General features: G+C 64.1%; 21 protein-coding genes and 1 tRNA gene. 6 read left to right on the top strand and 16 right to left on the bottom strand.

The genetic code is table 11. The features are described from left to right. Positions 1–16: 16 nt before the first annotated feature. From HMI59_RS17135 to HMI59_RS17115, 6 genes are all read right to left on the bottom strand, one after another. Positions 17–1,039 (bottom strand): ABC transporter ATP-binding protein, encoded by a 1,023-nt coding sequence (locus tag HMI59_RS17135; protein WP_193591979.1) that lies wholly within the window; start codon positions 1,037–1,039, stop codon positions 17–19. Positions 1,040–1,046: 7 nt separating this feature from the next. Continuing rightward, positions 1,047–2,099, bottom strand: coding sequence for an ABC transporter ATP-binding protein (locus tag HMI59_RS17130; RefSeq protein WP_193591978.1), 1,053 nt, complete (start codon positions 2,097–2,099; stop codon positions 1,047–1,049). Further along, positions 2,096–3,097, bottom strand: a complete 1,002-nt coding sequence (locus HMI59_RS17125; protein ID WP_193591977.1) for an ABC transporter permease — start codon at positions 3,095–3,097, stop codon at positions 2,096–2,098. The genes HMI59_RS17130 and HMI59_RS17125 overlap by 4 nt, the downstream gene beginning before the upstream one ends. An 81-nt stretch (positions 3,098–3,178) precedes the next feature. Beyond that, positions 3,179–3,982 carry an ABC transporter substrate-binding protein gene (locus HMI59_RS25990; protein WP_255527680.1) on the bottom strand — a complete coding sequence of 268 codons (804 nt, stop codon included), beginning with the start codon at positions 3,980–3,982 and terminating at the stop codon, positions 3,179–3,181. Further along, positions 3,952–4,899: an ABC transporter substrate-binding protein gene (locus HMI59_RS25985; RefSeq protein ID WP_255527620.1), complete on the bottom strand. Its 948-nt coding sequence runs from the start codon at positions 4,897–4,899 to the stop codon at positions 3,952–3,954. The genes HMI59_RS25990 and HMI59_RS25985 overlap by 31 nt, the downstream gene beginning before the upstream one ends. 34 nt (positions 4,900–4,933) lie before the next feature. Further along, positions 4,934–5,968 (bottom strand): ABC transporter permease, encoded by a 1,035-nt coding sequence (locus HMI59_RS17115; protein ID WP_227471431.1) that lies wholly within the window; start codon positions 5,966–5,968, stop codon positions 4,934–4,936. Between the two features lie 147 nt (positions 5,969–6,115). Between HMI59_RS17115 and HMI59_RS17110 the strand changes: the two genes are divergently transcribed. Together HMI59_RS17110 and HMI59_RS17105 are read left to right on the top strand one after the other, a co-directional pair. Next, complete coding sequence (locus HMI59_RS17110; protein ID WP_227471430.1) at positions 6,116–7,588, top strand: chlorohydrolase family protein; 1,473 nt, start codon at positions 6,116–6,118, stop codon at positions 7,586–7,588. A 35-nt stretch (positions 7,589–7,623) separates the two neighbouring features. Beyond that, positions 7,624–8,325 carry a GntR family transcriptional regulator gene (locus tag HMI59_RS17105; RefSeq protein ID WP_227471429.1) on the top strand — a complete coding sequence of 234 codons (702 nt, stop codon included), beginning with the start codon at positions 7,624–7,626 and terminating at the stop codon, positions 8,323–8,325. Between the two features lie 36 nt (positions 8,326–8,361). On the opposite strand, the gene HMI59_RS17100 is transcribed toward HMI59_RS17105, so the two are convergent. The 5 genes from HMI59_RS17100 to HMI59_RS17080 form a co-directional block, all read right to left on the bottom strand. Next, positions 8,362–9,777, bottom strand: coding sequence for a DUF4032 domain-containing protein (locus tag HMI59_RS17100; protein WP_021473763.1), 1,416 nt, complete (start codon positions 9,775–9,777; stop codon positions 8,362–8,364). Continuing rightward, complete coding sequence (locus HMI59_RS17095) at positions 9,774–11,366, bottom strand: beta-N-acetylhexosaminidase (RefSeq protein ID WP_193591976.1); 1,593 nt, start codon at positions 11,364–11,366, stop codon at positions 9,774–9,776. The genes HMI59_RS17100 and HMI59_RS17095 overlap by 4 nt, the downstream gene beginning before the upstream one ends. A gap of 216 nt (positions 11,367–11,582) precedes the next feature. Next, complete coding sequence (locus HMI59_RS17090) at positions 11,583–12,665, bottom strand: ABC transporter ATP-binding protein (RefSeq protein ID WP_021473761.1); 1,083 nt, start codon at positions 12,663–12,665, stop codon at positions 11,583–11,585. 206 nt (positions 12,666–12,871) lie between these two features. Beyond that, on the bottom strand, positions 12,872–13,675 hold the full coding sequence (gene otsB / locus HMI59_RS17085; protein WP_021473760.1) for a trehalose-phosphatase: 804 nt from the start codon (positions 13,673–13,675) through the stop codon (positions 12,872–12,874). After that, the gene (locus HMI59_RS17080) at positions 13,665–15,167 is read right to left on the bottom strand and encodes a trehalose-6-phosphate synthase (RefSeq protein WP_021473759.1); all 1,503 of its coding nucleotides are present in this window, start codon (positions 15,165–15,167) and stop codon (positions 13,665–13,667) included. The genes otsB and HMI59_RS17080 overlap by 11 nt, the downstream gene beginning before the upstream one ends. 167 nt (positions 15,168–15,334) lie before the next feature. Here HMI59_RS17080 and HMI59_RS17075 point away from each other — a divergent pair, with 167 nt between their 5' ends. From HMI59_RS17075 to HMI59_RS17065, 3 genes are all read left to right on the top strand, one after another. After that, positions 15,335–16,213 (top strand): thioredoxin domain-containing protein, encoded by an 879-nt coding sequence (locus HMI59_RS17075; protein WP_193591975.1) that lies wholly within the window; start codon positions 15,335–15,337, stop codon positions 16,211–16,213. Positions 16,214–16,354: 141 nt separating this feature from the next. Next, a tRNA-Thr gene (locus HMI59_RS17070) sits at positions 16,355–16,431 on the top strand. Between the two features lie 109 nt (positions 16,432–16,540). Next, entirely contained in the window at positions 16,541–17,092 is a 552-nt protein-coding gene (locus HMI59_RS17065) for a TOPRIM nucleotidyl transferase/hydrolase domain-containing protein (RefSeq protein WP_193591974.1), read from the top strand. A gap of 54 nt (positions 17,093–17,146) precedes the next feature. Here HMI59_RS17065 and HMI59_RS17060 read toward each other — a convergent pair whose 3' ends face one another. The 3 genes from HMI59_RS17060 to HMI59_RS17050 form a co-directional block, all read right to left on the bottom strand. Then, positions 17,147–18,331 (bottom strand): cation:proton antiporter, encoded by a 1,185-nt coding sequence (locus tag HMI59_RS17060; RefSeq protein WP_227471428.1) that lies wholly within the window; start codon positions 18,329–18,331, stop codon positions 17,147–17,149. 175 nt (positions 18,332–18,506) lie between these two features. Continuing rightward, positions 18,507–19,400 carry a glucose 1-dehydrogenase gene (locus HMI59_RS17055; RefSeq protein ID WP_021473755.1) on the bottom strand — a complete coding sequence of 298 codons (894 nt, stop codon included), beginning with the start codon at positions 19,398–19,400 and terminating at the stop codon, positions 18,507–18,509. Positions 19,401–19,534: 134 nt separating this feature from the next. Continuing rightward, positions 19,535–19,855, bottom strand: a complete 321-nt coding sequence (locus HMI59_RS17050) for a DUF3040 domain-containing protein (protein WP_193591972.1) — start codon at positions 19,853–19,855, stop codon at positions 19,535–19,537. A gap of 204 nt (positions 19,856–20,059) precedes the next feature. Here HMI59_RS17050 and HMI59_RS17045 point away from each other — a divergent pair, with 204 nt between their 5' ends. After that, positions 20,060–21,754 (top strand): ATP-dependent DNA helicase RecQ, encoded by a 1,695-nt coding sequence (locus tag HMI59_RS17045; protein ID WP_193591971.1) that lies wholly within the window; start codon positions 20,060–20,062, stop codon positions 21,752–21,754. Here the strand turns inward: HMI59_RS17045 and HMI59_RS17040 are convergent. Together HMI59_RS17040 and HMI59_RS17035 are read right to left on the bottom strand one after the other, a co-directional pair. Next, a complete protein-coding gene (locus tag HMI59_RS17040; protein ID WP_193591970.1) occupies positions 21,751–22,668 on the bottom strand; it encodes an NAD(P)H-hydrate dehydratase in 918 nt (305 codons plus the stop codon). The genes HMI59_RS17045 and HMI59_RS17040 overlap by 4 nt on opposite strands. Further along, complete coding sequence (locus tag HMI59_RS17035; RefSeq protein ID WP_062095307.1) at positions 22,652–23,428, bottom strand: histidine phosphatase family protein; 777 nt, start codon at positions 23,426–23,428, stop codon at positions 22,652–22,654. Before HMI59_RS17035 ends, HMI59_RS17040 begins: the two co-directional genes overlap by 17 nt. Positions 23,429–23,588 lie beyond the last annotated feature (160 nt).

The following is a 23,588-nucleotide window of genomic DNA, read 5'->3' as shown; positions in this document are numbered from 1 at the left end:
CTTTTGATATGTGGGTCTATTGCATACCCGCAAGCACCGCACGCGCCACGCCTGAGTGGTGGCATGCGGGAGCAGCCGGTGTGGCCGGAGCGGGAATGTCGTTTATGCAGAGCTGACGTTGTTCTTCGGAGAGCGTCTCCATCAAGGGGCATCGCGTCCGGAAGACACAGCCGCTGGGCGGGTTGGCGGGGGAGGGAAGGTCGCCGCGGAGCCGGATCTTCACTTGTTCCCGGGCAGCTTTCGGGTCCGGCAGCGGAACGGCCGACAGCAGCGCCTTGGTGTAGGGGTGCCGGGGATCGCTGAACAACGCATCGCGGGGACCCTGCTCCACGATCTTGCCCAGGTACATCACCGCCACCTCATGGGAGATGTGCCGGACTACGGAGAGATCGTGGGCAATGAAGATGTACGAAACTCCTGTGTCGCGTTGGATCTGCTGCAACAGGTTCACCACCTGTGCCTGGACGGAAACATCCAGCGCCGAAACGGGCTCGTCGCACACGATGACCGAGGGGTTCAGGGAGATCGCGCGCGCGATGCCCACGCGTTGCCGCTGTCCTCCGGAGAACTCATGGGGAAACCGGTTGTAGTGTTCGGGTTTCAGCCCAACCTGGTCCAGGAGCTCCTTGACGCGGTTTTTCAGTCCGCCCGGAGGATTGATTTTTTGGGCGACCATGGGGGCGGCGATAGCCGTTCCCACCGTCTGGCGCGGATTCAAGGAAGCGAACGGATCCTGGAAGATCATTTGGACCTTACGCCGGAAGTCGTAGAGCTCCTGGCCACGCAACTGGCCGATGTCCACGCCGTCGATCATGATCCTGCCCCCGTTGGGGTCCATGAGGCGTGAGACCATCCGGCCGGTCGTCGACTTGCCGCACCCGGACTCGCCCACCAGGCCCAAAGTCCGGCCGCGTCCCAGGCTGAAGGTGACGCCGTCGACGGCTTTGACCGAACGTTTCGCCGCACCCGGCAGGAAACCACCCTTGAGCGGAAAGTGCTTTTGCAGGTTCTCCACCTGCAGGATTGCTTGGTTTTCCATGGCCGTCCTATCGGGCATTTCGAATCGTGAGGAGCTGGGTCTCATCCAAATGGCACCGCTTCCCGTGCCCGTCCTCGACAACCAGCTCCGGCCGCTGCTTGGCGCAGACGCCGTCGCCGGCAAGTTCCGCGTACTGGCACCTTGCGCTGAAGATGCAGCCCTTGGGGAGGTCGAGGAGCGACGGCGGCTGGCCGGGGATCGGGTTCAGCTGTCCGTTGGAACCGGTCAGGGTGGGCATCGAGTTGAGCAGGCCCAGGGTGTAGGGGTGGCGCGTGTCGTAGAAGATCCCGTCCACGGGACCGGATTCCACGCACTGTCCGCCGTACATGACCAGCACGTTGTGGCACACCTCTGCTACTACGCCCAGATCGTGGGTGATGAGGATGAGGGCGGAGTTGGTTTCCTCCTGCAGCTCCAGCATCAGGTCCAGGATTTGTGCCTGCACCGTCACATCCAGCGCGGTGGTCGGCTCATCCGCGATCAGCAGTTCCGGCTCGCAGATCAGGGCCATGGCGATCATGGCGCGCTGCCGCATGCCTCCTGAGAAGTGATGGGGGTATTCATCGAAGCGTTGCTCCGGGCTGGGGATGCCCACCCTGCCCAACATATCCACCGCGGCCGCCCGGGCCTGCTTCTTGCTTGCTTTGTTGTGGACCAGGTAGGCCTCGGCGATCTGGTGGCCCACAGTGTAGAACGGGTGCAGTGCCGAGAGCGGGTCCTGGAAGATCATGCCGATGTTCCGGCCGCGCAGTTGGCGCATTCCTGACTCGGGCAGTGTCACCAGATCCTTGCCTTGGAAGACGGCCTGCCCGGTTACCTGGGCTGATGTGCCTTTGAGGAGACCCATCAACGCCTGACTGGTGACGGATTTGCCGGAACCGGATTCGCCGACGATTCCCAGGGTCTGGCCGCGCTCCAGGCTGAAGTCCATTCCGTTGACGGCGGAGACGAGGCCGTCGTCGGTCGGGAACTTCACGGACAAGTTCCGGACGTCCAGGAATGCGGTGCCGGTCCCGGTGGTACCTGCCGGGGAGCTCAGGGTAGGCGGGGTGTGCGTCATTGGAGCCTCACTCTGGGGTCGATGGCGGCATAGGCGAGGTCCACCACGACGTTGGCGGCGATCACGAAGAACGCGGCAAGCATGGTGATGGCCATGGTGACCGGCAGGTCTCCGGAGATGGCTGCGTGCACCGCGGTGAATCCCAGGCCGGGAACGGAGAAGATCTGCTCCGTGAGTACAGCCCCGCCCAAAAGGAGGCCGATGTCCATGCCCAGCATGGTGACCACAGGGGTAATGCCGGCGCGGGCTCCGTGCTTGAACGTGACGGTGCGGGGAGCGAGGCCTTTGGCACGCGCAGTCCTGATGAAGTCCTCGCCGAACGTTTCGATCATGTTGGTACGGGTCACCCGGATGTAGGAAGCGCTGAAGAGCACCGCCAAAGCTATCCACGGGAGCAGGTAGTTGGCCACCCATGCCCCGGGCCCCTGGGGGCCGAACGGGCTGTTGATCTCGTTGGTGGTGAAGGGCAACAGATGCAGTTGGTTGACGAACAGGAGGAGCAGGAACAGCCCCGTAACGGGGATGGGCAGGGAGACGCCCACGGACGCTGCGCCAACAATGAATTTGTCCAGCGGAGAACCCTTGCGCAGGGCTGCCAGCAGGCCGAGGCCCACGCCGGTGATGGTCCACAGAACCAGCGCGCCGATCGCCATGGAGAAGGTGTAGGGGAGGGAACGGAGGATGATGTCGGCCACGTTCTCATTGGTTTGGAACGATTTGCCCAGGCACGGCCATTCGCAGAGCGTCTGGGCGCCGGGAGCGCCGATCATCCGCGAGCTGAAGAGACCGCGCAGGTAGTCGAAGTACTGGACGAAGAACGGCTGGTCCATGCCGAGTGCGACGCGGGCCTCCGCGACACGTTCGGGCGTGCATTCCTGCCCGCAGGCGGCCGCCGCCGGGTCCGAAGGACCCAATTGAAAAAGACTGAAGGTGATGAAACTGACCGCAAAGAGGAGCAGGACCAAGGATCCGGCGCGGCGAAGAATAAAACTCAACATGGTGGTGGTTGCGGGCCGCCCGCAGTGACGGGCGGCCCGCTTCTCCTTCTGGACTATGCCCGGTTTGTTCCCGGTGCCGAATTAGTGCTCGACGCCGACGATCGAAAGGTCAATGCCGCCGAAGAAGTAGCCGACTTGGGCGTTACGGACGTTTGAGCCAACCACGCTGTTGGTGTGGCTTCGGATGAGGGGCACGATCGGGTAGGTCTTCAGGGCTGTTCCGAATGCTTCTGACCACTTCCTGCCCAGTTCTTCGGACGTTCCGTCGGTGTTCCGGAGCTCGTACATCGTCTTGGAAACGATGGGATCGTAGTACCGCGAGGTGTTCGAGAAGCCGTACGAGGTGCCTTCATTGTCAGGGCCCAGGAAGGGATCGGCGGACGTGCGTACCGAGGCGGGGTCCGCGCCGCCGCACCAACCGGAGCGGCCCAGGTCCGGGAGCTGCTCGCTGGCCATCACCGAGTAATAGTTCGGTGCAGGGATTGCCACCAGTTCGACGTTGATGCCCAGTGCCTTCAAGTTCTGCTGGACCACTGTTCCGGTGTTCTTGTAGGCGTCACGGTTGTTGGCATAGCCGTAGGTCAAGGTTTTGGGGTAGTCCTTGCCCTCGAGGAGTTTCTTGGCCTCTTCCAGCTTGGGCTTGCCCGCAGGGTCGAGTTCCAGTTCTGTCTCCACGTAGCCGCGCATCTTGTCATTCAGCGGGCTCTGCGTCAGTTCGCCGAAGCGGCGCCCGCCGTACTGGACCAGGATGGATTGGCGGTCCAGGGCCAGGGCAATGGCTTTACGGACATCGGGATCCGTAAGCTTCTCCGTATTCAGGCTCAGCACGTCGTTGCAGCCCAAGAGTCCCGAGGCTACGCGGTCCTTGACCTTGGCATCGGCCAGCTTCGCTGAGTCCGACGTTTGCAGCGCGCCGTTGGAATCGAGGGTGATGGCGTTGGGATCGGAATCGGCCAGGAGTTGCTGGCTGATGTGGCCTGCGACGTGGAGAGGGAGAAGCTGAACGTGTCAGGAAGGGCGGAACGGTTGGGGTCTGTCGCAGGATCCCAGTGCGGGTTGCGGACCAGCTTCAGGGACTTGCCGCGGTTGTAGGACTCAACCATGTACGGTCCCGAGGACACCGGATGGTTGGTGTAGTCGAGCTTGGTGTCCTTGGCTTTGGGGACCGGGGCCGTGTTTGAGCGTGAGGCCAGGGCAGGGAACTCTGCGAACGGCTTCTTCAGGTGGAAGACAATCGTGCGCTCGTCGGGCGTTTCCACTGCCTTGAACACAGCGGATGGATCCTTATACGGGCCTTTGTACCCGCCGGCGTCGAGGGCTGCGTTCATCTCCTGCGGCGCCTGGGTAAAGACATCCTGTGCGAAGGTTCGTTCCACGCCGTACTTGATGTCGGCAGAGGTGATGGGCGTGCCGTCCTCGAACTTCACGCCCTCCTTGAGGGTGTAGGTCCAGCTGAGGCCGTCCTCGGAGACCTTCCCCGTATCAGTGGCAAGGTCAGGCACCACTGTGGGCGGCTGGCCGGCGGTTTCCTTCGCCATGGTCAGCGTCCGGTAGTAGAGCTGACCGACGTTGGCGGTCTGGACATAGTTGCTGTTGCCCGGATCCAGGGTTTGGAAGTCGGATGACATCAGGACGTTGATGTTTCCGCCCTTGGTGGTGAATCCCGACTTGACCACAACGGGGGCCAGCTCCGTGACCGATTCCGGCTTGGAGTTGGAAGGTTGGTTCTGCCCTGCGCTGCAGCCTGCGGCGGACATGGCAATCAGCACGGAAAGCGCCAGTGCTTTCGTGGGGGTTTTCATGGTGCTCCTCTGGGAAAGGGTGGGTGAAACGGGGTTAGTGGCGGGATGCTTTGGGGTCCAGGGCGTCGCGCACGGCATCGCCCAGGAGGTTGAAGGCCAGGACAGTGACGATGAGCATCACGCCCGGTACGGCCAGGAACCAGGGATCGCTGAGGTACCAGTTGCCGGATTGTGCGGCGTTCAGCATTTGGCCCCACGACGGCGTGGGGTCCTTGACGCCGACGCCCAGGAAGGAAAGGGCTGCTTCAGCGGAGATATTGGTGGGGATGAGCATCGTTGCGTACACAAGGACGACGCCCATTACGTTGGGGATGATCTGACGGAACAGGACGCTCAGGTGGGAGGCGCCGAATGAACGTGCCGCCTCGACGAATTCGCGCTCGCGGAGGCTCAGGACCTGGCCGCGCACGATCCGGGCGAGGTAGGCCCAGCCGAAGAAGCCAAGGATGATCACGAGGGATGCCATGGGAAGGAAGCTGCCCTCACCCAGCGGCGTATCCCGGAGCCGTGACTGCAGGATGGGTGTCAGCGACAGGACCAGCAGCAGGTGCGGGAATGCAAGGAAGAGATCCATGATGCGGCTGATGATGGCGTCAGTCTTGCCCCCGAAGTAGCCGGCGGCAGCACCCAGGACCGTGCCGAGGATGACTGACACCGCGGTGGACAGCAGCGCGATGGTCAGGGAAACCTGTCCGCCGAACGCAAGGCGGGCGAAGAGGTCGCGGCCCAGGCCGGGCTCGACGCCCAGCCAGTGTTCGGCTGAGGGGTACATGTAGCCGGGCAAGGGAAGGCCGGGTGTTTGGAAATCGTCCAAGACTTCGGGGCTGGTGTTGGAAGTGAAGGGATCGTTCCCGGAGAGGGCGGTCAGCACGGGGGCCAGGAGGGCGAACAGGACGATCGCCACCACCACGCACAGGCTGACGAGCGCAACCTTGCTGCGGCGGATCCTGAGCCAGGCCGTGGCCAGGAGGGAGCGCGCCTCGGCTGGTGCAGCTTTGTCCTCGGGCTTCATTGCCGACGGGAGCGGTGGGCTGCCGGTAGTGGGTTCGACGGATTGTATCTGGGTCAACCGTTTGCTCATTTCAGGAAGGGGAGCTGAGTTTGGGAGGTTTTGTATACCAAAATAGATTAGGGCACAATTATTGCGATGTAAATCACAGATCAGGGCGTTGTTTGGAATACCAGACAGGACTTGTCGAGCAGCAAAGGAGCTTCCATGACAATCACGACCAAAATCACCGCCCGCTACGTAGTGGGCTTCCACGAGGGACAGCACGTACTGCTGGAAAATGCCTGCGTTGTCTACAGCGGTTCAACCATCGACTACGTGGGCTACGAATACCCGGGCTTGGCGGACGAGGAGACGCACCTGGGTAACGCCCTCCTCATGCCCGGCCTGATCGACCTTGACGCCCTCACCGACATAGACCACCTCATCCTGGACAGCTGGGCAGGGCCCGAGCAGGCCGCGGGGCACCAGTGGTCCGAGGACTACTTCCTGAACCACCGGACAGACGTCTTCACGGCATCGGAGCGCCAGGACATCCGGGAGTACGCGCTGATCCAGCTGATCCTGCACGGGATCACCACCTACATGCCCATCGCGTCCGAGGTGCACTCGGAGTGGGCGGAGTCCTATGACGAACTGGTTGGCATGGCAGAGACCAGCAGGCGGTTCGGATTGCGGGGCTACCTGGGCCCGGCGTACCGCTCAGGCGTGAACGTCGTGCCGGCCGATGGCGGGCGAACCGTGATGTTCGACGTCGAACGGGGCCGTGAGGGCTTCGCTGGCGCCTTGCGCTTCCTCGAGTACGCGGCCGGACTGGACGATCCCCTGGTCAACGGTGTGCTGTTGCCCTGCCGGATCGAGACCTTGGACCTCGATCTCCTCAAGGACACTGCCGCAGCCTCGGCCGAACATGGCACGCTGGTGCGCTTGCACTCCCTGCAGGGTCTCGTGGAGCGGGAACTCATCATGCAGTGGTACGGGGTTCCGCCGCTTGAACTCATCGACCAGGCGGGGCTGCTCAACGAGCGCCTGCTGATCCCGCATGCTACGTACATCGACCGCAACCCGGCCGTGTACGGAGAGGACAGGGGAGATCTCCACCGACTGGCTTCGAGCGGGGCCAGTATCATCCACTGCCCGCTCACGTCCATGCGCTACGGGAGCACGCTGGACTCCTTCAACGACTACAAAGCCGCCGGCGTGAACATCTCACTGGGCACCGACTCGTTTCCGCCGGACCTCATCCGGGGCATCGACGCCGGTGTCCAGCTGGCCAAGATCCTCGCCGGAAGGAACGACGCCGGTGACCTCGCCGGATATGTGGACGCGGCAACGCTCGGCGGGGCGCGTGCCTTGGGCCGGAACGACCTGGGGCGGCTCCAACCCGGTGCGCAGGCCGATATGGTTGCGTTCGCGCTCGACGACATCCGTGACGGCGTACACGATGACCCCCTCCGCACCCTGACCCTCAACGGCTCTGCGCGTCAGGCCATCCTCTCGGTGGTAGCCGGGCGCACCATCATGGCAGACGGGCTGATCGAGGGCGTCGACCTCGACTACTGGCGCACGCGGGGGCAGGAACTCTTCGACAAAATGCGTGACGGCTACACGCAGCGCGATACCTTGAAGCGGCCTGCGGACGAGCTGTTTCCACCCGTGTATGCTCGGTTGGAGCGCTGACCGGTGCCGTCCGGCGAACTCGGTTGGGCGCCGGCATGAAGGGGAGTTCCACAGTGGCAGAGGCTGGTCCGGAAAACGGCAACGTCCGCGATGACGAGGCCCGCGCGGAGTACGTATACCAACTGGTGCTCGAAGGCATCGTGTCAGGGTCCTTCGCACAGGGTTCCCGGCTGCGGGAACGTGAACTCTCGGACATGTACAGCGTCTCGCGCATCCCCGTCCGGGAAGCCATTCAGCGGCTGGAACAAGACGGGTTCGTGGCCACCTTCCCGCGCCGCGGCGCGGTGGTACGCCAACTCACCCTGACGGACGTCAACGAGCTCTTCGACGTCCGCCTGTGCTTGGAAACCTTCGCCGCCAAGGAAGCGGCCGCCCGCGTTGCCGAGGGTGGCGACGGCGGCCGCCTCGGGGAACTCATGGAAGCATCCAAGGCTGCCATCGACGAGGACCGTACCGACGACGTCGTCCTCATCAGCGCGGAACTGCACGCGGAGATTGTCCGACTCTCCGGCAACCGCCTCCTGATGGAGTCCGTGAAGCCCCTGTTTGGTCGCATGCGCTGGATCTTCGGCCTGGCGCACAACCGCAGCAACGAACTCCAGCGCGAAGAACACACCCAGCTGTGCAACGCGATCCTCAACGGACGTCCCGAGCTCGCTTACTCGCTGGCCTACTCCCATATAGAACTGGGCCGCGAGCCCGTGTTGGCCGGGCTCGCGGAAACCCTGGAACCATAAGGTGCCCTGAGGGCGCCGTGCGTTCCTTCCAGGACCTCAGTCGTCGGCGTCGGGGTACTCTTCCACCTCGTCGTACCGGCCGGACTCTTCAACTTCCACTTCGAGGATCTTCAGCATCTCGGTGTCCGGGTTCAGCATGATGGCGGCCTCGTCACGGCGGTGCCGCAGGACTGTGTCGATGTAGGACTGCACCGTCTCCGCGAGGGGGATGTGGCGGTCCTGCTTCTGGCTCATGTACCAGCGGTGTTCGAGGACCTCGTGGACCACCTCGGCGGGTTCGAGTTTTCCTGCCAGGTGCCGGGGGATGGACCGCACGATCGGTTCGAAGATCTGGCTGACCCAGGCATGGGCGCTGATTTCCTCGTCCAGTTCGGGGTTGTTGTCGGCACGGAACTGGTCCATGTCATTCAGCAACCTGCGGGCCTGGTTCTCTTGGGCGTCCAGGCCGGTCAAGCGCAGCAACCGGCGCTGGTGGTGCCCAGCGTCCACCACCTTGGGCTGCAGCTGGATCGTGGAACCGTCCGCCGTGGTCTTGATGGCATATTCCTCGACGTCGAAGCCGAGCTCGTTGAGCCTGCGGATACGCGCCGCCACCCGCCAGCGTTCGCCGAGTTCGAAAGACTCCTTCTCCGTCAGCTCGGCCCAGAGGCGACGGTAGCTGTCCATGATCAGTTCACTGGTAGCAACGGGATCCACTTTCTCCTCAATGAGGCCGCCGTCCAAGAGATCCATGAGCTCGCCCGCAATGTTCACCCGGGCAATCTCCAGATCGTACTCGCGTTGGCCCATGGAAAGGTCCGGGTACAGTTCACCGGTTTCAGCGTCCACGAGGTAGGCGGCAAATGCACCGGCGTCGCGGCGGAAGAGGGTGTTGGAGAGCGACACGTCGCCCCAGTAGAAACCGATGAGGTGAAGGCGGACCAGAAGCAGCGCCTGTGCATCGATGAGGCGCGTCAGGGTGTCCTTGCGGAGCATCTGGGAGAACAGTGCGCGGTACGGCATGGAGAACTTCAGATGCCGGGTGACCAGCACGGGGTTCAGCGGTTTGCCGTCCGCCGTCGTCCGGCCGGTGATGACCGCCACCGGCTCAACGCAGGGGACGTCCAGCCGGGCCAGTTTCCGGAGCATGTGGTATTCGTGCCGGGCCACGTGCTCAGAGGTTTCCTTGATGGCTATGACGGAGCCGCCAAGGTGCGCGAACCGGACAATGTGGCGGGAAATACCGCGGGGGAGTGCTGCCAGGAATTCAGCCGGCCAGTCCTCCAAGGCGATGTGCCAGGGAAGGTCCAGCAGTTCAGGATCGGCCGCTGCTGCGGTGATGTTGAGCGAACCGATGACGCTCGCAGGCGGGGTTGAGTCCTGCGCGCTCGCAGCTTCCTTCCGTGGGAGCTTGCCGATCTGCCCGTAGTCGGTAGGTTCGTCGTGCCACTGGGCTCCGTTTTGCTCGCTCATGCCTCAATTGTTCCGTATTCGGTGGTGTTGTTCGGTTCAGTGAAGGGATCGGCCGGTGTGGCGGACCATTCGACGTCGGCAGCCGGCTGGAAGGTGACCCCCTGGTTGGCGAGCCGCTCGCCGATGCCGCCCAGCCGACGTCGGAAGTCACTAAGGCTTCTGGCCTCCTGTGGCGACCACGCCACTTCCGCGAGGGAAACCGCACGCGGGTACAGCAGCCAATAGGCCTGGCGGTTACCGCGGACGGTTTCGGTCCATAGGGGACCTTCGACGCCGAGGATGTGCTGGTCTTCAAGGCCGCCTTGGGCGGGGTTCCACTGGTAGTACTCGGACCACGTGAAGGGGCCGCCGTCAACCCAGGACAGTCCGATGGGGCTGGTGGAATCGTACTTTTGGTCCAGGTACGTCCGGTCGGCAGGAGACATGATGACCTTGGCAGTACCTTGTTCGGCCTTGTTCAGTACTTGCCCGAAGTCTCCGAACCAGTACTGCACCACGCTTCCATCCGGCAGATCCGCTTCGGCCGCCTCGTTCCAGCCCACCACGGTCTTGCCGGTGGCGGCACCGATCCTGGCGAACTCCCGGACCATGGCGAGGTAGTTTTCGTGGCCGGTCACGTGGGCCTCGTCCCCGCCGATGTGAAGGTAGGGGCCGTCGGTGATGGCGGCGACCTGCCCCAAGACCTCGCTGACGAACTCATAGGTGGCGGGAAGGTCCGCGCTCAGCGTGGAGTACCCCACCTCACCCGTGGCGTTCATGGGTTTGGCAACGCCCTCAGGGTTGAGCCGGGGCACGGCTGCCAATGCTGCGTTGACGTGGCCTGGGAGGTCGATCTCGGGAACCACCGTGATGTTGCGGGCGGCGGCGTAGGCCTGGATGTCCCGGTAGTCCTGCTGGGTGTAGAAACCCGTCCGACCGGGCGTGAGGCCAACGCCGGGGTGGTTCACGGCCCCGCCTACTGCCGTGAGGTTGGCGTACTCCAGCCCGGAGGGGTTGTTCTCCGGTTCATGGATCTCGATGCGCCATGCTTGGTCGTCCGTCAGGTGCAGGTGCAAGGCGTTGAACTTGAGCTGCGCCATGACATCAATTTGTTCCTTGACCTCGGCAACGGTGAAGAAACTGCGCGCAACGTCAAGCATCAAACCGCGGTACCGGAAGCGGGGAGCATCTTTGATTTCGACGGCGGGGACCGTCCAGTCGCGTTGCCTGTCCGAGTTCCGCGCGGGCCCGTCCGGCGGGGCTTCGATGGCGGGGTCGAACAACTGGCGGAGGGTCTGGATGCCGTTGAACAGCCCGGCCGGTGTGTCAGCCCGGACCCGTGCGCCTGCGTCGGTGACGGTCAGGGCGTAAGCCTCAGGGCCGCCGTCGAACGTTCTTGTCAGCTCCAGTGCTACATCACCGGGCCGAAAATCGCTGACCAGCGGAAGTTCGTGGCCGGTAGCGCGACGCAGGAATGACGCGAGGTGCCCGGCAACGGGCACGGCGGCGCCGGTTGCGGAGATTCGGGTGGCGCCGCCCAAGGTGAAAGCCCGGCCATCCAGGACGGCGACGTGCACAGGCTTGGGGATGAGGAGTTCCGTGACGTTCATGCCGTTCTCCTTCTGGTCCGTAGCCGCTACGGGGCGGGTTAAAGCGGTAACGGCCCGACGCGGGGGTCGGGCCGTTATCGCTACTTCAGGTGGTGGTGAGCCCACGCCGACAGGGTTCCCTGGCCGAAGCGAAGCGAGGCTAGGGGGTCGGTGGGTGGGCCCACGCCGACAGGGTTCCCTGGCCGAAGCGAAGCGAGGCTAGGGGGTCGGTGGGGATTAGTCGCCCAGGCGGAGGCCGGTCTTGGTGTCGAACAGGTGCACGTGGCCGGACTGCGGACGGACGAAGATGGACTCGCCCTTCATCGGAGGACGGCGGCCGTCAACACGGGCCACGATGTCGTGGCTCTTGCCGTCGAGGGTGGTGTGGCCGTAGACGTAAGCGTCGGCTCCGAGCTCTTCCACTACGTCCACCTCAACCTGGAGGCCTTCGCCCTGAGGAGCGGTCTCGAGGTCTTCCGGACGGGTACCGACCGTGACGGTCTTGCCCGAAGCGTCATCGAGGACATCGTGCGGAACGGGGTAGACCGTGCCGCCGAACTGGACGCCGCCGTCAACAACGGGCAGTTCCAGCAGGTTCATGGCGGGGGAGCCGATGAAGCCTGCAACGAAGACGTTCTGCGGGCGGTCGTACAGGTTGCGCGGGGTGTCGACCTGCTGGAGGAGGCCGTCCTTCAGCACTGCGACGCGGTCGCCCATGGTCATTGCCTCGACCTGGTCGTGCGTCACGTAGACGGTGGTGACGCCGAGGCGGCGGGTCAGGGACGCGATCTGGGTACGGGTCTGGACACGGAGCTTGGCGTCCAGGTTGGACAGCGGTTCGTCCATGAGGAAGACCTGTGGGTTACGGACGATTGCGCGGCCCATGGCAACACGCTGGCGCTGACCACCGGAGAGGGCCTTCGGCTTGCGGTCCAAGTACTGCTCAAGGTCAAGAAGCTTTGCGGCTTCACGGACACGCTCTGCGCGCTCTTCCTTGGAGACGCCGGCGATCTTCAGGGCGAAGCCCATGTTGTCGGCAACAGTCATGTGCGGGTACAACGCGTAGTTCTGGAAAACCATCGCGATGTCGCGGTCCTTCGGCGGAACGTCGGTGACGTCGCGGTCGCCGATCAGGATGCGGCCTGCGTTGACGTCCTCCAAGCCTGCGAGCATGCGCAGGGAAGTGGACTTACCGCAACCGGAGGGTCCAACGAGGACCAGGAATTCGCCATCGGCGATGTCGATGTTCAGCTTATCGACGGCGGGCTTATCAGTGCCCGGGTACAGACGCGTAGCGTTGTCAAAAGTAACTGTTGCCACAGTTATCAATCCCTTCACCGGCAGGTACGTGCCGGACGATCCGTAGTGAATGGTTCTTGTTTTTCAGTTGAAACTCCCCGGCCGGAGCCGAGGAGTCGCCCGTGGCGCCGCACGATGCTGTGCGTCACGTCACATACGAGAGTATGTCAGACTTTTTGACGAACTGTCGAACTGTTACGAAGATCACATGAAATTCTGTTCGCGATTCATGCGGAGCCAACGGCGCGGCGTCGCTCCCGGAGCAGCGCTTCCAGGAGTTCGGCCACATGTACCGGAGCTTCCACCCGGTACGCTGCCTGCGTGAAATCCAGGCCGACCTTGATGCCGACGTCCCCGGGCAGGAGCCTGCCCAGCGCGTCCTCGTCCGTGACGTCGTCACCGGCAAACAGGACCGCGGTGGCTCCGGTGGCCTGGCGGAGGAACTCCACGGCCTCGCCCTTGGACGCTTGGATCACCGAGGTTTCCAGCACGCGTTTGCCGGATTTCAAGTACACCCCCGGACGGTCCTGCAATTCCAGGCGGGCGGCCTGGACGGCGTCCTCGGCCACGTCGTCGTCCGCCAACCTGGTGTGGAGCACCACGCCTGCCGGCTTGTCTTCCAGCAACGTGCCGGGAGCGACGTTGACGATGCCGGCAAGCACCTCGCGCACCGAAGCCAGGCGTTGCCGCTGCTCGTCATCCAGTTCCAGTCCGAGGGATCCTTCTCCCATCCAGACCTCCGCCCCGTGGCTTCCGATCAGAAGCGTCGTTTCCGGCGGGGAAGCGACCGCGCGCAAGCTGTCCAGGGCGCGTCCCGAGATGAGTGCCGTCGTCGTGCGCGGAAGCCCGGCGAGTTGCTCCAAAGCCGCAGCCGACCGGGGAAGCGGGCGGGCGTCCGACGCATGGTCGACGATCGGGGCAAGCGTGCCGTCGAAGTCGAGGGCAACCAGCAGGTGTTCCGTATCGGCGATGCGGCGGACCGCATCGAGCAGCTCCGGCGCCAGGGAGAGGGGGGTCTGCTCAGCTGTCATCGCGCACCACCTTTTCCTTGAGCGCAGCCAGGAAGTCCGCGGACCAGTGGTCGACGTCGTGGTCAAGGATCTGCTTGCGCATCAGCTTCATGCGGCGGCGGGCTTCCTTGGGATCCAGTTTGATGGCCCGCAGGATCGATGACTTCAGCCCGTCGATGTCGTGCGGATTAACCAGCAGGGCCTGCTTCAACTGGTCGGCAGCGCCGGCGAACTCGCTGAGGACCAAGGCTCCGTCATCCTCGGAACGGGCCGTGACGTACTCCTTGGCCACCAGGTTCATGCCATCCCTCAAGGCCGTGACCAGCATGACGTCGGCCGCCAGGTAGAGGGCCACCATCTCTTCCACGGGGTAGCTGTGGTGCAGGTAGCGGACAGCCGTGTTCTGGATGGTGTCGTAGGTGCCGTTGATCCGGCCCACCGTGCCTTCGATTTCTTCCCGCAGGAGGCGGTACTGCTCCACGCGTTCCCGGCTGGGGCTTGCCACCTGGATCAGGGTGGCGTCTTCAACCTTGATGTGCCCGTCGGCCAGGAGTTCCTCGAAGGCCTTCAGCCTGTGCCCGATGCCCTTGGTGTAGTCGAGCCTGTCCACGCCCAGCAGGATGGTCTTGGGATCGCCGAGGTCCTTGCGGATCTGCCGGGCCCGTTCGATGATGTCCGGCCGCGTGGCGAGCTGGCGGATCTGGTCCACGTCGATCGAGATGGGGAACGCCTGGGCGCGGGCAATGTGCGTGACCTGGCCGTCCTGTCCCTTCACGTGGACCTGCTGCTGCTTGACGCTTGCGCCCAGGAAGCGGCGGGCTGACCGCATGAAGTTGCCGGCGTCGCTGGGGCGCTGGAAGCCGAGGAGGTCGGCGCCGAGCAGGCCGTCAATGATCTCGCGCCGCCACGGCAACTGCGCGAAGATTTCCGGCGGCGGGAAAGGAATGTGGTTGAAGAAGCCGATCTTCAAGTCCGGGCGGGCTTCCCGGAGCAGCCTGGGGACAAGCTGCAGCTGGTAATCCTGCACCCACACCGTGGCCCCGTCCGCGGCATGGCGGATGACGGCGTCGGCGAACTTCTTGTTCACCTGGCGGTAGGAGTCCCACCATGTCCGGTGGAATTCCGGCGGCGCGATAACGTCGTGGTAAAGCGGCCAGATGGTGGCATTGGAGAATCCCTCGTAGTAGAGCTCCACTTCGTGGCTGCTCAACTGGACCGGGACGAGGTCCATGCCTTCGTGGCTGAAAGGACGCACTGTCTCGTCCGGGGCGCCGTGCCACCCGACCCATGCACCGTCGGATTTCGTCATCATGGGCGCCAGCGCGGTCACGAGGCCGCCGGGGGAGCGGCGCCAGCCGTCACCGCCGTTAGTGTCGCCGTCGTTGCTGTAACGGTCTACGGGCAGGCGGTTGGACACCACCATGAAATCGAACGTGCTCGCTGTGGGCTTCTGCGTGGGTGAGGCCCTAACGCCCTGTTCCGTCGTGAGTTTTTCGCTTGCCAAATCCTGCATTACTGCCCCCTGGGGTTGCTGTGACTCGCTTCCCAGCCTACCGGCGGAATCTTCAGGGGCGGTTGATCGTTCAACAACCGGGCGGTTGCGTGTGCGGCAAACCTTCAGGTTTGCTCCCGTAAACTGGCCCCGTTGCCACTTCGACATCGAGTAACCACGAGGAATTGATGAGTCCCGCAAACGAACCACGCCTGTCCAAGGCCGAGCGCACAGCCCAGGCCCGCGAACAAGCGCGCAAGATCCGCGAAGAACAGCTTAAGAAGGAGAAGCGCAACAAGCTCCTGATTGGCTGGGGCATCGTGGTTGCCGTCGTGGCGATCCTCGTGATCATCGCACTCGTGGTGGTCCAGAACATCCAGAACAGCGCCCCCATCGCGGACAGCGGCCCCACCCCGGCCAACGGCAACGTCCACGGCGGTGTGACGCTGCTGGCCAACAACGAAGTAGTCAAGTCGGAGCCCGCCACGGTGAACGTGGCCGATGTTCCGGCTCCGCTGACCACCAAGCCGGCTACCGTAGCTGCTCCGGGCGCCGAGGCGGAAGCAGGCAAGCCCGTCAAGGTTGTTGCCTACATCGACTTCATCTGCCCGGTCTGCAAGCGCTTCGAAACCACTTACGGGGAATCGCTGACCAACCTGCGCAACGAAGGCAAGATCTCCCTCGAGTACCGACCGCTTGGTTTCCTGGACCAGCAGTCCACCACCAACTACTCCTCACGCGCCGCGAACGCTGCCGCCTGCGTCGTGAACACCTCGCCGGAGAAGTACGCCGACTTCTTCAACCTCCTGTTCGAGCGCCAGCCGTCCGAAGGCGGTGCAGGCATCTCCGACAAGGACCTTAAGGCCATGGCCACCGAAGTGGGAGCCGCCAGTATCGACTCCTGCGTGGACAACAAGGAGTTCCGCCCGTACGTGAAGGTCGCCACGCAGGAAGCTGCCGCGATCGGCATCACCGGCACGCCTACCGTCTTTGTTGACGGCAAGCAGTGGGACGGGTCCACCGACCTTAACGCCGAGATCCAGGCGGCCATCAGCGCCAAGGGCTGATTCTCAGCCAAGTACGACGGCGGCCGGTTGCCTCTTTCTTGGAGGCGACCGGCCGCTGTTGTCTCCGGGCAGGGCTTGTCCGGCCTCGAATTTCCTTGTGGGGGACGGTCTGGGCTAACCTTGTCTAGCGTTGTTTAGCGCGCCTCCTTAGCTCAGTTGGCCAGAGCACCTGTCTTGTAAACAGGGGGTCGCCGGTTCGAATCCGGCAGGGGGCTCCACTAACCCCTCTTTCCGGCGGACCACCACCGGAAAGAGGGGTTTTCCGTATTCGCGGACAGGCGTCATCATGGCGTGCCGGGCCGTTGCCGCGGCATGCATACTGGCTCTATGCAGACCACTGTGCTGGTGGAAGGTGAAAGCGACAAGGTGGCCGTGGAGACGCTGGCCGCCAAGCTTGGCCATGACCTGGCGGCAGAGGGTGTCACGGTGGTACCCATGGGCGGCGCCACCAGCATCATCCACTTTCTGGACCGTTATGGGCCCAGCGGCGCAGACCATAGGCTCCTGGGGTTGTGCGATGCAGGCGAATCTCCTGGCATTGCCAGGGCGCTGAGCCGTGCGGGCATCGGTCCCGGAACGTTGGCGGAACTTGGGTTCCACGTCTGCCACGAGGACCTGGAAGACGAACTCATCCGTGCCCTTGGAACGGAGAACGTCCTGAATGTCATTGAAGAACAGGGCGAACTGGCATCGTTCCGGCTCCTGCAGCGTCAACCGTCGCTCCGGGACCGCCCGGTGACGGACCAACTGCGGAGATTCTTCGACGGCCGCAGCGGCAACAAGGTCCGTTATGCGAAGTTGTTGGTTGAGGCACTGCCCGACGGCGAGGCGCCACTGCCGCTGGGACTCCTGGTCGCCTCGTTCGCAGCCGGGAACTGAACAGCACACGTCCGTGTGTCCGGGGCTTCGTCGCAACCGCTAACGCCGTTCGCGTCAGTGCTTTCGGGAGCGCGGGGCGGAAACTGGTGCGCCAGGTGTGCGTTGCCGCAACGCGAGCATCGGGAAGAGCAGCACTGAGAGCATCCCGGCGCCGACCAGCGCGGAAGCGATCCCGTTGGAGATCAGGTGGGTGTCCTGCCCGATCCCCGTCACCGCAACGATGATCGGCAAGCCTGTTGCGCCGAACAGGGCAACGGCGCGTTTACCGGCAAAAGTGGAATTCCTTGGCGCCGCAAGCATTGAGGGCAGGCCCCGGACCACCAGCAACAGCATGAGGAACACCGGCATCAGCGCCAGGGTCATGGGGTCTGCGGTCAATGCGCCGAGGTCGAAGTCGATTCCGGTGTCGATGAAGAAAATCGGGACCAGGAAGCCAAACGCAATGGCGTCTACTTTGGCCTCGATGACGCTGCGGTCCTGTTCGGGTGCCCGCGCGATGACCACCTTCCACAGGATCCCGGCAGCAAAGGCACCCAGCAGCATGTCCAGGCCCAGGGTCATGCTCAGCACCACCAGGACGGTGAGGATGAACATGATGGAGCGCGCCGCGAACTGGCTGCTGGTGTGAAGAGTCCTGGTGACCTGCGCGTGCAGGAATTTGTGGCGGGAACGGGAGGCGAGGAAGACTGCAAGGCCGGTCAGGACAATAAAGCCCAGGAGTACTGCCGTGGCCGGACCCAACTGCTTGCCGCTGAAGAACAAGGAGATGGCCACGAGGGGACCGAATTCCCCCACGGCGCCAAGGGCGGTCACCGCGATGCCCAGGGGAGTCCGGGACTCGCCCGCGTCGCGGAGGATGGGCAGCAGCGTGCCCAGCGCCGTGGAGCAGAGGGCGACGCCGATGATGACTGCCGCCTCCAAACCGGGTCCGAGGATGAGGCCCGCGCCGATTCCGGCCGCCAGGGAGATGACCCAGCCGATGCCTGCCCTCATGGCGGGCCGGCCGCGGATGAGGCTGAAGTCGATCTCCGTGCCGGCCACGAAAAACAGCATGGCCAGTCCGAAATCCGCCAAGGTGTCAGTGAATTCCACCGATTGGACCCATCCCAGGACGGCCGGGCCCAGCAGCATGCCCAACAGAATCTCGAAGACCACCAGGGGGACTTTGATGACACGGTCCAACGCCCGGACCAACAAGGGCGCCAGGACTGCAAGGGAAGCGATCACCAGCAGTGACATGCTCAGGCCTTGCATCGGCAGCACCTCCGCCGCGACGAGTCGGGGAACAAACCCAAAGCTACCCGTCGGGTTCCTCCCGGCGCCATAACTGCGTCAACAAAAACCGACGGCGACGCCCCCGCCGTGGGAGCGTCGCCGTCGTCGTGGTCCGCTGTGGCCCACGTAGCGGGGCAGGTTACGGGGTGGGGCTGCCGCCGTTGACATTCAGGGTCTCGCCGACGACGTAGCTGGATTCGGGCGAGGCGAGGAAGACGTAGGCCGGTGCGAGTTCAGCCGGCTGGCCGGCACGGCCCAGGGGAGTGTCCTTCCCGAACTCGGGCAGGGCTTCCTTGGGCTGGCCGCTGCTGACCTGCAGCGGAGTCCAGATGGGTCCCGGTGCCACGGCGTTGACGCGGATGCCCTGGGGAGCCAGCTGCTGGGCGAGGCCCTTGGTGAAGTTGTTGATGCTGGCCTTCGTCGTGGCGTAGTCCACCAGGGTGGGTGACGGGTTGTAGGCCTGAATGGACGTGGTGTTGATGATCGTGGATCCCGCGGGCAGGTGGGGGAGGGCTGCCTTGGTCAGCCAGAACATTGCGTAGACGTTGGTCTTGATGGTGTGGTCGAACTGCTCATCGCTGATTTGCCCGAGTTCTTCCTGCGCCACTTGCTTGCCTGCGTTGTTGACCAGGATGTCGATCCCGCCCAAGGCGGACACTGCTGCGTCCACCACGTCACGGCAGGTTGCCGAATCCTTGAGGTCGCCCGGCACCTTCACGGCCTTGCGGCCGGCTGCCTCGATGATGCCGGCGATGCGTGAGGCATCTTCCTCTTCTTCCGGCAGGTAGGAAAGAACGACGTCGGCACCCTCCCGGGCGAAGGCGATGGCCGTTGCCGCCCCGATGCCGGAATCGGCTCCCGTGACAATTGCCTTGCGGCCCTCCAAACGACCGGTCCCGCGGTAGGTGTCTTCGCCGAGATCGGCCTTGGGGGTGAGTTCCGCATCCAGTCCCGGTTCCGGCTGGTGCTGCTTGGGCGGTGAAATGTGCTCGTATGCTGTGACCGGGTTTCGGAACGTGTACTGATCAGTCATGGTCGGTCCTCCTGGTATTGCGTGGAACACGGACAGGCCTGCAATGAATTACTAAGTAGGCTTATGGTTTTCAGCCTATGCAAGGTCGGGTGTGGTCGCAAGTATGGGATGCGGCCGCTCTCCCCGGAGGGCAGTCAGGCGTGCCGGCGGCTTCTTGCCCTGCGCTGTTCCGTGCGCTGCCTTTCCGCCCACCTGCGATGGTCCATCCACTGGCTAACGATTCCCGTCACCATCAGCGTGAAGCCGAGCAGTCCGAGCGGCGATGGGTGGATGGGGATCCCCAGCAGGATGAGCGCCAAGCCGAGTGCTGCCGCGATGACGTGCAGGGCCTTGGGGGCAGGTGCGGGCTCGGACGGGATGCCCGTTTCAAGTTGTTTGGCCAGCGCGGGGTCCTGGATGAAGAGCTCGCGCTCCAGCTCCTGCAAGACCTTGCGCTCCTGATCCGATAGCGGCATGACGATCCTCCCCGTTCGCAACCTCGTAGCCATGGTGCCAATGTGCGCGTTGACGGCGGCTTCGCGCGCAACAGGATAAGCTAAGCATGCTTATTATTCGGTCCGCAAGCATTGATTGAGTGTTGTGGACATGGTCGCGCTAGGCTGGATTTCCCCCGGCTCAAGCAACGCGGCCGCAGGTACTAGGGTGCGGAGCTTTACACCATGTCGGACGAATCAGCCCTGGCCGCGCTCGCGGCCGGATCCTTCTCGCTGGATGCACTCAGGGATGGGCAACTTGCCGCCATGAGCGCGCTCGCCGAAGGACGCGACGTCCTTGCCGTGATGCCCACCGGATATGGCAAGTCCGCCACCTACCAGGTCGCCGCCTTATACCTGCACCAACAGCAACAGAAACTGCACGGCCGAACCGGGGGACCCGCCGTCGTGGTTTCTCCGTTGATCGCCTTGCAGGAAGACCAGTTGGAGGGCCTCAACAGGCACCTGGGCGAGGGCGCCGCCGTCGCGGTCAACTCGGCCCACAGCGACGCGGACGTGGACGCCGCATGGGACGCGGTGGAGTCCGGGAAGGCGGTCTATCTTTTCCTGGCTCCCGAGCAGTTGGCCAAGCAAGAGACGGTGGAGCGGATCGCGCGGTTGGACCTCACCCTGCTGGTAGTGGACGAGGCCCATTGCGTTTCATCCTGGGGACACGACTTCCGGCCCGACTACCTCAACCTCGGCAACGTCCGTGAAAGCCTGGGGAACCCGCCCGTCGCGGCCCTGACAGCAACGGCTTCCCCGCCCGTGCGGGACGAAATTGTTGAGCGCCTGGGCATGCAGGATCCACTGATCCTGGTCCGGGGCTTCGACCGTCCCAACATCAGCCTGGAAGTAGTCCGCCACCACGAGGACAAGGCCAAACGGAAGGCCGTGCTGTCCCAGGTTGCGTCGTTGACGACGTCGGGACAGAAGGGTTTGGTGTACGCGGCCACCCGCAAGGACACGGAGAAGTACGCGGCCAAGCTGGTGGCGCAGGGAATCCGTGCCGAGGCCTACCACGCAGGCCGTTCCGCCTCCGAGCGCGAACTCATCCACGAGCAGTTCCTGGCCGATGACCTTGATGTAGTGGTTGCCACGACGGCGTTTGGCATGGGCATCGACAAGCCCAACGTCAGGTTCGTGGTGCACGCCGATATCCCCGAGTCCCTCGATGCCTACTACCAGGAGATTGGCCGGGGCGGCAGGGACGGGGACAAGGCGAGGGCAGTGCTGCACTACCGGTCCGAGGACCTCGGCCTGCGCAAGTTCTTCGGCACCCATGCTCCGGACCAGGAGTCCCTCCTCGCCGTGCTGAAGGTCCTGAAGAACGCGGGGGCGCCGGCAACCAAGAAGGTCCTGGCCGAGCTGACCGGGTTCCCGCCGAGGCGCGTTACTGCCTTGGTGAACCAGCTGGAGGAAGCCGACGCGGTGAAGGTGGGCAAGCGCGGCGTCCGGCTTGCCTCCAAAGCGAAGCTGCGGTCCCTGGTGGCCCACGCCGTCGAGCTGGCCGAAGCACGCCAGCGCGTGGACCATTCCCGCCTCACCATGATGCGCGCGTACGCAGAGACCGACAGCTGCCGCCGGCAGTTCCTGCTGGGCTACTTCGGGGAAGAACTGGCAAAGGCCTGCGGAAACTGCGACGTCTGTACAGAAGCCGCCAACCATCCCGACGTGCGGCCCACCGGCAAGGAAACGCCCGACGCCGGCGCCTCGCCTGATCCGTTCCCGTTGCAGTCCGCGGTGATCCACAAGGAATGGGGGCCAGGACTTGTCATGCGGCACGAAGACGACGTCATCACCGTGCTGTTCGAGCACGAAGGATACAAAACCCTGTCCCGCTCGACCGTCATGGAGCACGAACTCCTCAGGCCTGCCTAGGTTTTCAGCTCAAGCATCAAGGCCGGGAGCTGGTCGGCAAGCTCCCGGGCAAGGAATCCCAGCGGGCCCATGGTACTGGCCAGCCTGTCCGCGGCAGCTGCGTGCAAATGGGTCCCCCAGCAGGCAGCCTGGGTGCTGCTGGTACCCCGGGCGCGCAGCCCGGCAATGGCGCCGGCAAGGACATCGCCGCTGCCGGATGTTCCCAGCCCGCCGTAACCCGTGGTGATTTTCCACAGTGCGGATTCCGTTTCCGACGTGCCGGGTGCACCTGCGATGTAGCCCTGGCAACTGACCACGGCGTCGAACTTCCGCGCCACCGCCGCCACATCGGCCTCGAGATCCTCCACGTCCCGGCCCAGCAGGATTCCTGCTTCCGTGGGGTTGGGGGTGAGGATCATGCGGCCCCGCCACGGGTCCAGCCGGTCCTCCAGTTCCGGCAGCGCCCCCAAAGCGAAAGCGTCGAGCACGACGGCGGGACCTTGCGTCGGGGCTTGTCCTCCGCGGTCTTCCTCGCGTTCAAGAAGGCCGAACAGCAAGTCCCGGCTCAACTCCTGGTCATCAAGGCCGGGTCCGATCAGGACGGCATCCGCCCGGTCCAGGTACGAGGAAATGCGGTCCAGGCCTTTTCCGGTGATAGAGCCCTTGGAGTCCTCGGGGAGCCCCACGGCACCACATTCGGGTAACGCCACGCCGAGCTGCACGGACACCGATTCGGCTACTGCCAGCGTCAATTTCCCGGCACCTGCCCGGAGCGCGGATGCGCCCGCGAGGAGGACGGCGCCCGGTGTCGAACGGCCACCCCCGACCACCAGCACGGCACCCCGCGAGTACTTGTCTTCACCGGGCGCGGGCAGGGACCAGTCCCGCAGCAGCGACGGGGTGACCGGCGTCGGGGTGTTAGCGGGGGTGGACACTGGCGTCTCCTGCGTGCTCGGTAACGGAAACGCCCTGCTCGGTGAGGTGGTCAGCTACGTTGAAGCTGTCCAACGTCCAAGGCCCGGCGCCCGATGGTCGCAGGTACCGGGTGATGGAGGCGTTGAGGATCGAGGTTGTGGCCGCCAGGTCCAGGACTTCTTCCTCGGACATACCCTCCAGCACGTACCGGACCAGCATGATCACCGCGTCGTGGCAGACCAGCATCACCCGTTTGCCGCTGTTAAGCGTATTCAGTTCATCCAGCACGGAGCGCAGCCGCAGTGCCACGTCCGCCCAGGATTCGCCGCCCGGCGGACGGTAATACAGTTTGCCCAGCCAGAGCCGCCGCTCGGCCTCCTCCGGGTACCGGGATTCGACCCCCAAGCGGGTCAGTCGGTCCAGGATGCCCAGTTCGCGGTCCCGCAAGCGTTCATCGGACAGGACTTTGACAGGCCAGCCGGCCGTCCGGACGGCGATTTCCGCCGTCTGCCTCGCCCGGGCGTAGGGGGAAGAAACGACGGCGTCGGGACGGTCAGCCTCCGGAATCCTTGCCAGTGCCGTTCCCAGCGCCTTTGCCTGCTCCTGCCCGAGGTCCGACAGGTTCACGTCCGCGTCCCGTGCCGGGACCTCAATGACTTCTGCCCCGGCGAGCCGCGCCTCCGTCGCTGCGACGTTGCCTTCGCTCTCCCCATGCCGGATCAACAGCAGCTCTACGGCACCGGCTTCCTGCACCGCATCTGTCAGCCCGTCGTCGTTCATCCGGAATCACCCCATCAGTGTTGTCTTGCTGATTATCCAGCTGTCCTTCTCCAGTTGTCTGCAGAACACTACACACCGGGTACCCACGGTTTTGGAAGATAAACGCACGACGGCGGGGCTGCCGCGTGCTGCGCTGCTTCCGGAGTGGCCGTGTGCTTCG

Source organism: Paenarthrobacter sp. YJN-5, assembly GCF_015040095.1.
GTDB classification, from domain to species: domain Bacteria; phylum Actinomycetota; class Actinomycetes; order Actinomycetales; family Micrococcaceae; genus Arthrobacter; species Arthrobacter ureafaciens.
Note: the sequence above shows the minus strand (reverse complement) of the source record. Positions and strands in the feature narration are given on the sequence as shown.

Coding starts and splice junctions, on each gene's coding strand:
- HMI59_RS17135 (WP_193591979.1), bottom strand. CDS start 1,039: ATGGAAAACCAAGCAATCCTGCAGGTGGAGAACCTGCAAAAGCACTTT.
- HMI59_RS17130 (WP_193591978.1), bottom strand. CDS start 2,099: ATGACGCACACCCCGCCTACCCTGAGCTCCCCGGCAGGTACCACCGGG.
- HMI59_RS17125 (WP_193591977.1), bottom strand. CDS start 3,097: ATGTTGAGTTTTATTCTTCGCCGCGCCGGATCCTTGGTCCTGCTCCTC.
- HMI59_RS25985 (WP_255527620.1), bottom strand. CDS start 4,899: ATGAAAACCCCCACGAAAGCACTGGCGCTTTCCGTGCTGATTGCCATG.
- HMI59_RS17110 (WP_227471430.1), top strand. CDS start 6,116: ATGACAATCACGACCAAAATCACCGCCCGCTACGTAGTGGGCTTCCAC.
- HMI59_RS17105 (WP_227471429.1), top strand. CDS start 7,624: ATGAAGGGGAGTTCCACAGTGGCAGAGGCTGGTCCGGAAAACGGCAAC.
- HMI59_RS17100 (WP_021473763.1), bottom strand. CDS start 9,777: ATGAGCGAGCAAAACGGAGCCCAGTGGCACGACGAACCTACCGACTAC.
- HMI59_RS17095 (WP_193591976.1), bottom strand. CDS start 11,366: ATGAACGTCACGGAACTCCTCATCCCCAAGCCTGTGCACGTCGCCGTC.
- otsB (WP_021473760.1), bottom strand. CDS start 13,675: ATGACAGCTGAGCAGACCCCCCTCTCCCTGGCGCCGGAGCTGCTCGAT.
- HMI59_RS17080 (WP_021473759.1), bottom strand. CDS start 15,167: ATGCAGGATTTGGCAAGCGAAAAACTCACGACGGAACAGGGCGTTAGG.
- HMI59_RS17075 (WP_193591975.1), top strand. CDS start 15,335: ATGAGTCCCGCAAACGAACCACGCCTGTCCAAGGCCGAGCGCACAGCC.
- HMI59_RS17065 (WP_193591974.1), top strand. CDS start 16,541: ATGCAGACCACTGTGCTGGTGGAAGGTGAAAGCGACAAGGTGGCCGTG.
- HMI59_RS17060 (WP_227471428.1), bottom strand. CDS start 18,331: ATGTCACTGCTGGTGATCGCTTCCCTTGCAGTCCTGGCGCCCTTGTTG.
- HMI59_RS17055 (WP_021473755.1), bottom strand. CDS start 19,400: ATGACTGATCAGTACACGTTCCGAAACCCGGTCACAGCATACGAGCAC.
- HMI59_RS17050 (WP_193591972.1), bottom strand. CDS start 19,855: ATGCCGCTATCGGATCAGGAGCGCAAGGTCTTGCAGGAGCTGGAGCGC.
- HMI59_RS17045 (WP_193591971.1), top strand. CDS start 20,060: ATGTCGGACGAATCAGCCCTGGCCGCGCTCGCGGCCGGATCCTTCTCG.
- HMI59_RS17035 (WP_062095307.1), bottom strand. CDS start 23,428: ATGAACGACGACGGGCTGACAGATGCGGTGCAGGAAGCCGGTGCCGTA.